The organism is Pseudooceanicola sediminis, from assembly GCF_003575965.1.
Lineage (GTDB): Bacteria > Pseudomonadota > Alphaproteobacteria > Rhodobacterales > Rhodobacteraceae > Pseudooceanicola > Pseudooceanicola sediminis.
Genome location: NZ_QWJJ01000017.1, coordinates 98,525 through 111,101 on the forward strand (window position 1 = coordinate 98,525; position 12,577 = coordinate 111,101).

Below are 12,577 nucleotides of genomic sequence, written 5' to 3' on the forward strand. Positions count from 1 at the left end.
CCGGGACCGGTTCATCGACCACCGCCATCCAGTCGGATCGAAAGCTGCACCAAGCCCCTGCTGAACGCTCGCCTCAGCATTCGTTCAAGCGCATCGGGCGTGAACAGCGCGGCCCCCAGCGTAGAGGCGACATGATACGCCATCGCTCGGACCGGAATTCACCCACCGCAGCACGTTCAGCGGGTCACCGTGCGCAGGCGATTTGACTCCGTAACGTCACGCGCTTTCACGTACCAGCAAGGCAAACCGGGTCTGAACCCGCGTTTCAGTCCTTGCACCATCCAGCAGGGCCCGAATGGCACCGACGCCGATTTCGTCAGAAAACGGCGCGATAGTTGTCAGCGATGGGGTCAGCTGGCGACCGATGTCATAGTCGCCCCACCCTGCGACCGCGATTTCGTCAGGCACAGACAGCCCCCGTCGGTTACAGGCGAAGACCGCCCCGGCTGCAACCACGTCGGACGGGCAAAGGATGGCATCCAGACGCGGCTCCTGCGCCAGAAATTCATCGACGATCTGCCCGCCGGCCCCGAAGCCATCGGCAGCGCGCACCTTGAGGACAAGCGCGTCAGACAGGCCTGCCGCGAACATTTCCTGTCGAAACGCAGGCAAACGCATGGAATATCGCAGGCCTCCGCCACCCGAGACGTCGACGAATCCGATGCGACGGCGGCCTTGGGCGATCAGGTGTTGCGTCAGCTCTCGACTGGCGGCGCCGACGTCGTATCCCACGCCGCACCCGATCGCATCCGCACCGCCCCAGCTTTCGACAGCGGGCATTCCCGACAGGTCCAGCAACTGCCGCAGCGCAGGCGCATGGGGGCCAGCGACCAGCGCGATCCCGGCCACCCTCAGCCCCAGCAAGGTCTGTACCGCAGACAACTCCTCTTCAGGGGTTTCCGCGATCATCGTGATCAGCCTGTGCCCCCTCGCAGCAGCCGCATCACGCAGCCCGAGCGTGTAATTGTAGAACGACGAATTCCGAACTGACGGCAGAACGGCGCCAATGACCCGGCTGGTTCCGGTGGCAAGCAACCCCGCAGACATGTTCGGGACGTACCCCAGGTTCGCAGCGACCTCCAACACGGCTGCCCGGGTCGTGTCCTGCACCCTTTCAGGGTACCGAAAACAGTTCGAGACAGTCATCGGAGACACCCCGGCGACTGCGGCGACATCCTGCATCGTTAGCTTCTTGGCGGACGGGCGCGGTGCGTCTTTCATCAGGTCTCTCTTCGCTGCCCTGAAAATGCGCCGGGCGTCTGAGATTGGCAAGACATCCAAGCGCACTTCATTTTTCCCTTTACAAATTATTGTAGCGCTACAATCGTCAAGGAAAGATAGCGGAGCCGGTATGACCAATGATCCCTCAGCACTGACCCTCACGGCGATCAGCAAGAAATTCGGAGGTCTGGTTGCCGTCGATGACCTTGATCTTGTCGTCGAACCCGGTGCGCTGGTGTCTCTTCTGGGGCCATCTGGGTGCGGCAAGACCACGACCTTGCGAATGGTCGCGGGTTTCGAGACCCCTGACAGCGGACAAATTCGCATCGCGGGCGAGGACGTCACGCGCCAGCCCCCCAACCGGCGCGGGTTGGGCATGGTGTTTCAAAGCTATTCACTCTTTCCCCATAGGACCGTTGCGGAAAATGTCGCCTTTGGCCTGCGCATGGCCGGCGCTTCGAAGCAGACACAGTCGGACGAGGTGCGGCGCATGCTGGACATGGTGCACCTGACGGGGCGCGAAGACATGTTTCCTGCGCAATTGTCAGGTGGCCAGCAGCAGCGCGTTGCCTTGGCGCGGGCGCTTGTCGTCAATCCGCGGGTTCTTCTTCTAGACGAACCGTTGGGCGCATTGGACAAGGCCCTGCGCGAACAGATGCAGTTCGAAATCCGCGAAATGCAACAGCGCTTGGAAATCACGACGCTTCTGGTCACCCACGATCAGGAAGAGGCCATGTCGATGTCCGATCAGATCGCCGTGATGCACGGCGGACGAATTCTGCAACTGGGTGCACCGAACCAGATCTACGACCGACCCGAAACCGCCTTCGTCGCGACGTTCCTGGGCACGTCCAATCTGTTCGCCGGTACGGTCATGCCGCACGGATATCTTGACACCGTGGCGGGCAAGCTGCCCCTGCCAGGCCCGACGCCTGACCGATCGCACGAAATGTTCACCCCGGGTGCGACGCTGACCTTGTCGGTACGCCCCGAACGGGTCGTTCTTGGTCCTGACGCCGCCAGTCTGCCGCAGGGGTTGACGGGGCGGATCATCGCCGCCTCGTTCCGCGGATCCTACGCCGCATACCGGATCGCCCTTTCCGACTCGGAGACGGAAATCACCGCCTATCGGCAGGCGGACGCATCGCTCGGGCAAACCGGCCTTTCCATAGGGCAGAGCATATCCCTCGGCTGGCCGATCGAGGACAGCGTGATCGTGACCGATGCCGAACCGCAGGAGTAATTCATGAACGACATTTCCCAAGGCCTGTCCGGACGGCTGCGGATCGGCATCGACGTCGGCGGTACATTCACCGATTTTGTCATGGCCGATGCCCAGACGGGACGCGTTTCGCTCTTCAAGGAACCCTCCACCCCGGACGACCCCGCGCAGGCACTGATCGAAGGGTTGGGGAAATTCCTCGAACGCGAAGGGATGACGGCGCGTGATGTGGGCGGCTTGATGCATGGCACGACCATCGGACTGAACGCGATCATCCAGCGCCGTGGCGCGGATATCGGTTTGATCGTGACAAAGGGGTACCGCGACATCCTCGAAATCGCCCGATGCCGGATGCCGTCGTCTTTCGATCTGCACGCGCAGAAAGAGGTTCCCCTGGTGAGCCGTGCCCGCGTGATCGAGATTGATGCCCGCTTTGACCGCGACGGCAACATCACACGAGAGCCCGATGCCCAGGAGCTGGATCGCGTTGCTGGCGAACTTGCCGCGCTGAAGCTCGATGCCGCGGCCCTGATGCTGATCAACGGCTACGCCAACCCCGAAGCCGAAGGCCGCATCGCGCAGGCGCTGGCCCAACGGCTGAAAGCGCTGCCGATATCCTCTGCCGCGCAGATATGGCCGGAGATCCGTGAATACGAACGCACGTTGGTCGCCTGCCTGAATGCCTATATCCAACCGTTGATGGCCGCCTATTTCGACCGCCTGACCGGCGGGCTGAAACGGATTGGCGTTACGGCGCCCTTGCTGGTCACGGCCTCGAACGGGGGATCCTTGTCCGTGGCATCGGCGATGGCCCGCCCCGTCGAAACCATCCTCTCGGGTCCCGCATCCGGCGTCATGGCCGCCGTGCGTCAGGCCGGGCAGTCCGGAATGGAAAATATCATTACCTTCGACATGGGGGGAACGTCCTCCGACATGGCCGTTGCAACCGATGGTACCGCAGGCATAGCCACGCGCACTGATATCGGAGGGCTGCCGCTGGTGTTGCCGGTGGTGGATGTGAACGCAATTGGCGCGGGTGGCGGATCAATCATCTGGGCAGACGCGCAGGGTGTCCTCAAGGTTGGCCCGCAGAGTGCCGGGGCGCACCCCGGCCCGGTTTCCTATGGGCGTGGCGGAACCGAACCGACCGTTACGGACTGCTTTATCGCCTGCGGCTTCATCGACCCCGCCATGTTCGGGGGCGGCGCCATGCCGCTGGATGGCGACGCCGCCCGAACCGCGCTGAACGGGGTGGCGGATCGTATTGGCCTGACGGGGGCCGACCGCGAAGCTCGCCTTGCCGAAGGTGCCCTGGCCGTTGCCTGCGCAGGAATGGCCGGTTCGCTGTTTCGCACGATGGCCGAACGTGGCCTGGACCCGCGCGATTTCGTGCTGCTTCCCTTTGGCGGTGCAGGCCCGACCCAAGCCAACCTGCTGGCCGAAGAAATCGGCATAGCGCGAATTCTTGTCCCCCAGGCCGCAGGGGCCTATTGCGCCATGGGCGCTGCGGGCGCCGATCTACGCCGCGATTTCGTCCGTTCCCTGCGCGTCGAACTGAACGACGACACGGTAAAATTGGCTGAGGAAACCTTTGCGTCACTTCAGGCCGAAGGTGAGACATGGCTGGCGGACGAGTTGCCCGATATCAAGGAACAGCGCGCCGAACGCTCTGCCGACATCCGTTATGCCGGCCAGGCCTATGAACTGCGGGTATCCTTGTCTGCCGGCGACGATGTTCAGGCCTACGCCGAGGCGTTCCATCGCGAACACGAACGGATCTATGGGTTTCGCGACACCGATGCCCCGGTAGAGATCGGCACGATCCGCCTGGCCATGATCGGGGCGGGACAGCCGCTGGCGGCAGCGACGGCCACGGGCAGCGGCGCGCCCATACGCACCCGACGGGACATCTTTCACAAGGGCACATGGCATACCGCAGACGTCTATGATCGATCAGACCTTGGACGGGCTGCGACGCTATCCGGTCCGGCCATCGTCGAGCAACCCGAAACCACCACGGTCATCCTTCCAGGTTGGATGGCCACCGTCGACGACCACGGCAACCTGATCATCGAAAGGACCAAGGCATGAGCAGCCTCGACCCCGTTCTGCTTGAGATCCTGGGAAACAAATTCGCCTCCGTCACCGAAGAGATGTGCCTGACGCTGCAACGCACGGGACGGACGCTCTATGTCAAGGAAACGGCTGATTTCGCCTGTGCGCTGGCTGGGCTGGATGGACGGTTCTTCGCTTATCCCCGCTCCATCGGCGTATCTGGTTTCGTCGGATTGGAGTGTCTGCCCGCAATCCAGTCTGTCATCGATACTCAGGGGGCCTTGCAGCCTGGCGATGTGATCCTGACGAATGATCCCTATCGGTCGACGGGGCTGGCGACACACCTGCCTGATCTGCACATGATCGAACCCTATTTTCATGAGGGTGAAATCGTCGCCTATGGGTGGTGCTTCGTTCATTGCTCGGACGTAGGGGGACGGGTCGCCTCCTCCATTTCACCCCTCAACACCGAGATTTTTCAGGAAGGGCTGCGCATTCCGCCGGTCAAACTGATGCGGCGTGGAGAGATGAGCCCAGAGATCAAACTGTTCCTCGATGCCAACTCGCGCACACCAGAGGCAAATATGGGCGACATTCGCGCCATGCTCGCGTCTCTTGCCACCGGGCGTCGGCGGACAGAACAAATGCTGCGCCAACATGGCGTGGCCGAATTGACAGCGGCACAGGAAGCTCTGATGTCCTATGCTGCCGGCAAGGCCGAAGCGGTTCTGCGGCAAATGCCCGAAGGGCGCTACAGTTTCTCGGACTACCTTGACGATGATGCGGCCAGCCGCTTGCCTGTGCGCGTCTCGGTCACGGTTGAGATTGCGGATGGCAAGGTGCATCTGGATTTCACGGGCACCGATCCCCAGGTCGCCACGGCAATGAACATCCCCTCGTGTGGGCGCCCTCACGCGTGGCTGACCTTGCGAATGCTGGCGCTGGTGCAAACCCTGGACAAATCCGCGCCCCTGAACGCAGGTCTGCTGCGGCCCCTGTCCGTCACCACGCCCTTGGGCACTCTGGTCAATCCGCAGGAGCCGGCAGCGACTGGCGTACGCCATGCCGCTGCAATCAGGGTGAACGATATCCTGAACGGTGCCTTCGGACTTGCCTTGCCCGACGTCCTGCCTGCGGCCGCATCCGGCACCGTGATCCCCATCGTGATGAGCGAACCTACGGCCAGAGGGGGTCGGATGGTGCAGGTGATCGAACCCCTGATCGGGGGAACCGGTGCGCGGCACGGCCACGATGGTGTGGACGGTCGCGACAGCGGCATTTCGAACCTGGCAAACAACCCCGCCGAAACGGTCGAGGCCGAGTTGGGTGTCGAAGTGCTGCATTATGCGCTGCGCGCGGATTCGGGTGGTGCGGGGCAATGGCGTGGCGGCTGCGGGATGGAATTGTCCTTTCGTGTCCTGACCGATGGCTCTCACGTACTTGGCCGCGGCATGGAGCGAATGCTTTTCAGGCCATGGGGTCAGGCTGGCGGCCAGCCCGGGCAACCCGGTTCGCTTATCGTCAACGAGGGCAGACCGCGCGAAATCCGGCTTGGCAAGATCGACGTCCTGGAGGTCAACGCAGGCGATATCGTGACCTTCCGCACCCCTGGCGCCGGGGGATGGGGCAATCCGACGGATCGCGATCCAATGGCCGTTCTGGCAGATGTCGCCGCCGGGTTCGTCACCCCGGATGCAGCCCGGCGGGCCTACGGCGTCGTGCTCTGCGACGGACACCTTGATCCGGAGGCGACAATGGCCCTGCGTGCGGAAATGCCTACCCAGGACGGCACGGTCTTCGGGCCGGAACGCGATACCTGGGACAGCATCTTCGCACCCGCCCTGATGGATCAATTGAATTCGGCGCTGCTGAGCCTGCCCTTGTCACGCCGCCAGACGCATCGCCGGAAAATCTTTGAAACGGTTCTTGCGGATCTGCCCTCAAACTTTCCGCGCAGTCCTGCGTCCGACACCCAACGAGACACCGCGATCAAGCGGTTCGAAACGTGCCTACGCTCCTTCTAGCTACCTGTTAACCGGCCTAACCAACGGAGAGACCCATGAAACTGAACAGACGTACCTTCCTTGGCACCGGCGCTGCGGCGACGGGCCTTATCGGCCTGAACGGCCTGCCACTGCGCGCGCAGGATCGAACCCTCAATGTCACCGCCTACGGTGGCGTATGGGAACGCGCGATCCGCGACTGCTTCGTTGCCCCCTTCGAGGCAAAGACCGGGGCGACAGCAACCGTTTCTCTCGGCGGTCCGGCCCAATGGCTGGCGCAGGTCGAGGCCAACCCGGAAAACCCGCCGCTCGATGTGTTGATCATGTCCCCCGACCTGGCCGTGATTGCCGCCGAGGGCGACCTGATGGACGATTTCACTGTCGAAAAGCTGCCCAACCTCGCGAATATTCCGCAAGAGTTCACTGATGCCTGCCTGGGCAAGGGCACCTATTTCGATTATGGCGTCGGCGGCATCACCTACAACAAGCAAGTCGTCTCTGACGCGCCCAAGAGCTTTGCCGCCTTCGTCGACCGGGTGGCCTCGGGGGAATTCATCGCCTCCGTTCCGTCCATCCAGTACGGTCCGACAACCGTGTTTTTCCTCTGGGCCCTGAACAATGCACTGGGCGGCACGGTCGACAACGTGGACCCCTTCTTTGAGGCAATGGCGAAAATGAAGGACAACCTTGTCTTCTGGGCTGGCCCGAACGATTTCTTCAATCACCTCGCATCGGGCGAAGCGGATCTGGGCATCTATTTCGATGGTCGGACCTGGAACCATGTCGACGAAGGTGTCGACTGGATCAGCTTCATCAACCCCGAGGAAGGTGGCGCGATGACCGCCGTGGCGATTCAGAAGCCCAAGAACGCCTCGGATCTTGCCTGGGACTACCTGAACGAGGTCCTGGCGCCAGAGAACCAGTCCAAGTTTGCCGAGATACTGAACTATGGTGTGACGAACACCAAAGTCGAATACAGCGAAAAGCTCGCCTCGCGCGTGACGCCACTGTCCGAGGCAAACTTGCCCCCCTACGCCGAAATCGCCAGAGTTCGAAACGACTGGGTCGACCGCTGGAACCGCGAAATCGGCATGTAAGCCGCTGGTCCCGCCGGTGCGCCGGCGGGACATTCACGTCGGGGGAAGACCCATGCCGAAGACTGCCCACGTTTCAGCCAGAATGCGCCAGGCCTTGCTGCTGGCACCTTCGCTGATTTTTCTTGTCGTCTTTTTCGTGATGCCGCTGGTGGATAACTCATCGCGCTCATTCATGACAGAAGACGGCAGCCTGACGCTTGCCCGTTACGGCAGTTTTCTCAGCGACCGCTTCTATTTGGGTATCATCGTCGAGACCGTCGTCCTGTCCGCCGCTGTTACTGCCATTTCCGTGCTGATCGCCTATCCCGTCGCCTATGTTCTGGTGCGCAAAGCGGGCCGCCTGTCCGGGCCGATTATCTTTCTGCTGATCGCGCCACTGCTAACGTCGATCATCATGCGCACCTATGGCTGGCAGGTCCTTTTTGCCCGGCGCGGCCTCGTTAACCAATGGCTTGTGACGGACCTCGGGATCCTCGACGCCCCGTTGCGCCTCCTCAACACCCCTGGCCTGGCCATCGCGGCGCTGGTGCATGTGCTGGTACCTTTCGCCGTCCTTTCCATCGCATCCGTCCTGCAAGGCGTCGACAGGCGGCTGGAAGAAGGCGCCCTGATGCTGGGCGCATCGCGGTTCCGCACCTTTTTCGAAGTTACGCTGCCCTTGACCATGGATGGCATCGGGACCGGTGCGATCCTTGTCTTCATGATCGCCAATGGCTCTTTCGTGACACTCGTTCTGCTGGGTGGCGGTTTTCAGACACTGCCCCTGCTGATCTACCAGCAGTTCAACACCACCCGCGATTTCGCCCTCGCCTCGACGATGAGCACGATCCTTCTGGTGATCGCACTGGCGTGCCTGTGGTTGCAATTGCGCCTCGTGCGCCGCCAGGGAGCGTGACATGCGCCTGACCGACATCGCCTTGTGGATCTTCACCGCAGCCTTTTTCATATTCATGATACTGCCAATTGCGGTCGTCGTCGTGATTTCCTTTACCTCGGCGGGGTATGCCAGTTTTCCCGTTCCCGGCTGGTCATTCAAATGGTTTGCGCGGATCTTCGAATATCAACCTTTCATCGACAGCCTCTGGGTCAGCCTGCAGCTGGCCGTCGTGGCGACGGTAGCATCCTGCCTGCTGGGCATCCCGGCCGCGCTGCATCTAAGCCGCGCCCGATCGGGCTGGGCGACGGCAATCACGACCTTTCTCCTCTCGCCCTTGTCGATGCCGATGATCGTCATCGGTTTCGCATCTCTATTCTTCCTGTCCTGGCTGGGCTTCGGTATCTCGTTCGCAGCCCTGTGCATCGTCCATACCGTGATCTGCCTGCCTTACGTCATTCGCACCGTCACCGCAGTCTATCGCTCCGTTCCGCCCGCCTACGAAGAAGCGGCCCTTATACTGGGTGCCTCGCGTCTGACCACATTTCGCGAAGTGACCTTGCCGCTGATCCGCCCGGGAATAGCCGCCGGATGCCTGTTTTCCTTTCTGACCTCGTTCGACAACCTGCCTGTCAGCTATTTCTTCGGGTCGGCGCAAACCAACACCCTGCCCGTGGTGATGCTGGCCTACATGGAACACCAGTTCGACCCCTCGATCGCTGCCCTGTCCAGTTTGCAACTGCTCCTCGCGGTGATTGCATTGGTCGTGGCCGAGAGGCTTTACGGGATCGAAAAAATGACCGTCGCCACCTGATCTTCGGAGCCCGCCCATGACCCACCTTGCCAGATTTCGCGCTTCGCTGGAGCGTACGGATATCCTTGATCATCTCCGCGACGGTCTGATCGGTCGGGATATGCCCTTTGACACGCCTTATGGCACGCAGCGGATGCTCTACGCTGACTACGTCGCCTCGGGCCGCGCCTTGCGCCAGGTCGAAGATTTCGTCGCGCAACACGTCCTGCCCTGGTACGCCAACAGCCATACCGAGGCGTCCGCCTGCGGCGAAGCGATGACACGAATGCGGGAAGAGGCACGCACGACGATCGCGCGTCTGGTCAATGCAGGCCCCGACGGACACGTCATTTTTGCCGGATCAGGTGCAACGGCCGGCCTGAACCGTATCGCGCGGCTTTTGCAGATCGAGGAACGGGTGCGAAACGGCGACCGGATCGTCGTCATACACGGCCCATACGAACATCATTCCAACATCCTGCCCTGGCGCGAAAGCGGTGCAGAGGTCCTGGTGGTTCGCCCGGGTGCCCGCGGCGGGGTCGACCTCGACCACCTTGAAAGCTTGCTCAAGCAGCAGCAGGCAGATCTGATCATTGGCAGCTTTTCCGCCGCTTCGAACGTGACCGGCATCCTGACCGACCCGGATCCGGTGACGCGCCTCCTCAAGGCGCATGACGCGCTTGCGATCTGGGATTACGCCGGCGGCGCCCCCTACCTGCCGATGGACATGACGCCGACCCCCGATGCGGCAAAAGACGCCATCGTGTTTTCAGCACACAAGTTTCCCGGCGGTCCTGGCGCATCGGGGGTGGCCATCGTGCGGGATAGCCTGGTGCAACGTAGCACCCCGACCGTTCCGGGTGGCGGTACGGTTACGTTTGTCTCGCCTTGGCGACACAACTATTCCCCACGCGTCGAGGCCCGCGAGGAAGCCGGTACTCCCAATGTGGTGGGCGATATTCGCGCGGCGCTGGTCATGCTGGTCAAGGATGCCGTCGGATCAGCCCGGATTGTCGACCTCGACCGCCACCTGCGGACACAGGCTCTTTCTGCGTGGTCGGGGACGCCACAGATCGACCTGTTGGAACGCTCAGAGGCAGAAGCACTGCCCATCCTGTCCTTTCGGGTTCAGGGGCAGACAGGGCTTGTACACCATCAGCTCTTCACGCGGATGCTCAGTGATCTTCACGGCATTCAGGTGCGCGGCGGATGCGCCTGCGCCGGCCCCTATGCGCATCAGCTGCTTGGGATCGACGAAGAAGGGTCGGACACTCTGTTCGGGCGCCTCTCGGAGGGTCACGAAATGGAAAAACCGGGCTGGGTCCGACTTAACCTTTCATGGCTCCATTCCGAAGACGAAGTGACGCGCATTCTGCAAGGGGTCGCCGATTTGGCCAGGGACGCCGACACATATGCCCGCGACTATACCTGTGATCCCGCGACGGCACGGTTCCGCCACCATTCAGGCACAAGGCAGTCGGCATGAGTCTTGCCGATCTCGAAACGCGGCTCGCCCAGGATCTGGCCTTTCTCAACCTTCCCGCGTCACCTTGGGTGCCACCCCGCGACGGTGTCCTCGATGTCTTGATCGTCGGCGGGGGTATGTGCGGATTGGCGGCGCTAGCACAGCTGCGTTTCCTCGGCATCGACAACAGCTTTGCGATCGATGCTGCCGCCGAAGGCTTCGAGGGTCCTTGGGAAACCTTCGCCCGGATGCGAACCCTACGCTCGCCCAAGTCACTGACCGGCCCCGCATTGGATCAGCCATCCCTGACGTTCCGCGCCTGGTTCACCGCCCAATGGGGTGCAGCGGCCTGGGATGCCCTGGACAAGATCCCAAAGCCGCAATGGATGGAGTATCTGCGTTGGTATCGCCGCGTTCTGGCCCTGCCCGTGCGAAACGAGACCCGTTTGAGAGACCTGCGCGGAGAGGGAACGCTGCTGCGCGTCACGATGAACGGACCGGAAGGTCCGGCACAGCTCCTGGCCCGCCGGGTGGTGTTGGCAACGGGCCGATCGGGCCTTGGCGGCGGCGCAGTCCCGTCGCCGCTTCGCGGTCTGGATCCACGGTATTGGGCGCATAGTGCGGATGACATCGACTTCTCCCAACTCCGCGGGCGTGAGGTGGCGGTCATTGGCGCAGGGGCGTCCGCCTTCGATAACGCCGCCGTGGCGCTTGAGGCCGGCGCGGCACGGGTCGATCTGCTGATCCGGCGCGCAAGCATTCCCGCTGTCAACAAGCTGACTGGCATAGCAAGTCCCGGTACTGAGCTGGGGCTGGGTCACCTCCCTGACGACTGGAAGCTGCAAATTCACGGCTATGCCGCTGCTCAGCAAGTGCCCCCACCGCGCCATTCGGTTCGCCGGGTGTCTGCACATGACAACGCGTATTTTCACTTGGATTGCGCGCTGACCGGCGTCACCCCGGCCGGTGATCGCGTAAAGATCGAAACCTCGCGCGGTCAGTTCGAAAGCGACTTCGTGATCGCGGGAACCGGATTTCGAAATGATTTCTCTGATCGAGCGGAACTGTCCCAAATCGCTCCTCATGTGCTCTCATGGGCAGATCGACCCGGCTTTCCCCTCAGCCAACGCAACAGCAATTTCGGCCAGTCGCCCTATCTGGCACCCGATTTCTCCTTTATCGAAAAGCAGCCTGGCATGTGCCCTGCCCTGGCGCAAATTCACTGCTTCAACGACGCTGCCATGCTGAGCCACGGCAAGGTTTCCGGCGATATCCCCGCAGTTTCAGTTGGCGCAAAGCGCCTGGCACGCGCCATCGCGCGCGCCTTCTTTGCGGAGGATATCGAGGTGCATTTCGACAGACTTCGCGCCTATGACACGCCCGAACTGCACGGGGATGAATATCTGCCCGCAGATCATCTGCCGAATCGAGCGTGAAGCGCCCCGCCGTCGCACTCATCGAGATCCCCCAACCCAATCCGTGAAGCGCTCTCCTTTGTATGCTCTGCGTTGCTCGGCGCACAATATCCCGCTTCGTTCACACGCACCGAGGATGCAGGGAGTTTACAGCGGCATAGCTCCCGCCCCGAGGGCGAAAACCAACTCTGGTCCCCTCTGGCGGGCTGCGCCCAAGAAGAAGTATTTGCCCTCTTCGCCCACGCGACGAAGCAAGTTAAGTTCTCTATTCCACGGCTGCTGACCGCGTGCGCTTTCGTATGCGAAAGCAGAATGTCAGTCCCATGAAATCTTTCTGAAAAGGGCTATGATTTTGGGTTGCGCCTGATTGTATTGGGGGTTAGATCGGGGCTCCACTGCTTAGTGGTTTTGTCGCGGGGTGGAGCAGCCCGG

General features: G+C 61.9%; 9 protein-coding genes. 8 read left to right on the forward strand and 1 reads right to left on the reverse strand.

Annotation, left to right across the window (positions count from 1 at the left end; all coding sequences use genetic code 11):
• Positions 1-216 precede the first annotated feature (216 nt).
• On the reverse strand, positions 217-1,221 hold the full coding sequence (locus tag DL237_RS17505) for a LacI family DNA-binding transcriptional regulator (protein WP_119400382.1): 1,005 nt from the start codon (positions 1,219-1,221) through the stop codon (positions 217-219).
• A 130-nt stretch (positions 1,222-1,351) separates the two neighbouring features.
• On the opposite strand from DL237_RS17505, the gene DL237_RS17510 reads away from it, so the two are divergent.
• From DL237_RS17510 to DL237_RS17545, 8 genes are read left to right on the forward strand one after another with little or no spacing between them, the layout of a single operon-like run.
• A complete protein-coding gene (locus DL237_RS17510; protein ID WP_119400383.1) occupies positions 1,352-2,464 on the forward strand; it encodes an ABC transporter ATP-binding protein in 1,113 nt (370 codons plus the stop codon).
• A 3-nt stretch (positions 2,465-2,467) separates the two neighbouring features.
• Positions 2,468-4,534: a hydantoinase/oxoprolinase family protein gene (locus DL237_RS17515; protein ID WP_119400384.1), complete on the forward strand. Its 2,067-nt coding sequence runs from the start codon at positions 2,468-2,470 to the stop codon at positions 4,532-4,534.
• Positions 4,531-6,522 (forward strand): hydantoinase B/oxoprolinase family protein, encoded by a 1,992-nt coding sequence (locus DL237_RS17520; protein ID WP_119400385.1) that lies wholly within the window; start codon positions 4,531-4,533, stop codon positions 6,520-6,522. Before DL237_RS17515 ends, DL237_RS17520 begins: the two co-directional genes overlap by 4 nt.
• A gap of 35 nt (positions 6,523-6,557) precedes the next feature.
• Positions 6,558-7,598 (forward strand): ABC transporter substrate-binding protein, encoded by a 1,041-nt coding sequence (locus DL237_RS17525; protein WP_199672134.1) that lies wholly within the window; start codon positions 6,558-6,560, stop codon positions 7,596-7,598.
• A 52-nt stretch (positions 7,599-7,650) separates the two neighbouring features.
• A complete protein-coding gene (locus tag DL237_RS17530; protein ID WP_119400386.1) occupies positions 7,651-8,493 on the forward strand; it encodes an ABC transporter permease in 843 nt (280 codons plus the stop codon).
• 1 nt (position 8,494) lies between these two features.
• Positions 8,495-9,286 (forward strand): ABC transporter permease, encoded by a 792-nt coding sequence (locus tag DL237_RS17535; RefSeq protein WP_119400387.1) that lies wholly within the window; start codon positions 8,495-8,497, stop codon positions 9,284-9,286.
• 16 nt (positions 9,287-9,302) lie between these two features.
• Positions 9,303-10,751, forward strand: a complete 1,449-nt coding sequence (locus tag DL237_RS17540) for an aminotransferase class V-fold PLP-dependent enzyme (RefSeq protein ID WP_119400388.1) — start codon at positions 9,303-9,305, stop codon at positions 10,749-10,751.
• Positions 10,748-12,166: an NAD(P)-binding domain-containing protein gene (locus DL237_RS17545; RefSeq protein WP_119400389.1), complete on the forward strand. Its 1,419-nt coding sequence runs from the start codon at positions 10,748-10,750 to the stop codon at positions 12,164-12,166. The genes DL237_RS17540 and DL237_RS17545 overlap by 4 nt, the downstream gene beginning before the upstream one ends.
• The last annotated feature ends 411 nt before the right edge of the window (positions 12,167-12,577 follow it).

Excerpts from the sequence above, each read along its gene's own strand:
- DL237_RS17505 (WP_119400382.1), bottom strand. The coding sequence starts at position 1,221 with ATGAAAGACGCACCGCGCCCGTCCGCCAAGAAGCTAACGATGCAGGAT.
- DL237_RS17510 (WP_119400383.1), top strand. The coding sequence starts at position 1,352 with ATGACCAATGATCCCTCAGCACTGACCCTCACGGCGATCAGCAAGAAA.
- DL237_RS17515 (WP_119400384.1), top strand. The coding sequence starts at position 2,468 with ATGAACGACATTTCCCAAGGCCTGTCCGGACGGCTGCGGATCGGCATC.
- DL237_RS17520 (WP_119400385.1), top strand. The coding sequence starts at position 4,531 with ATGAGCAGCCTCGACCCCGTTCTGCTTGAGATCCTGGGAAACAAATTC.
- DL237_RS17525 (WP_199672134.1), top strand. The coding sequence starts at position 6,558 with ATGAAACTGAACAGACGTACCTTCCTTGGCACCGGCGCTGCGGCGACG.
- DL237_RS17530 (WP_119400386.1), top strand. The coding sequence starts at position 7,651 with ATGCCGAAGACTGCCCACGTTTCAGCCAGAATGCGCCAGGCCTTGCTG.
- DL237_RS17535 (WP_119400387.1), top strand. The coding sequence starts at position 8,495 with ATGCGCCTGACCGACATCGCCTTGTGGATCTTCACCGCAGCCTTTTTC.
- DL237_RS17540 (WP_119400388.1), top strand. The coding sequence starts at position 9,303 with ATGACCCACCTTGCCAGATTTCGCGCTTCGCTGGAGCGTACGGATATC.
- DL237_RS17545 (WP_119400389.1), top strand. The coding sequence starts at position 10,748 with ATGAGTCTTGCCGATCTCGAAACGCGGCTCGCCCAGGATCTGGCCTTT.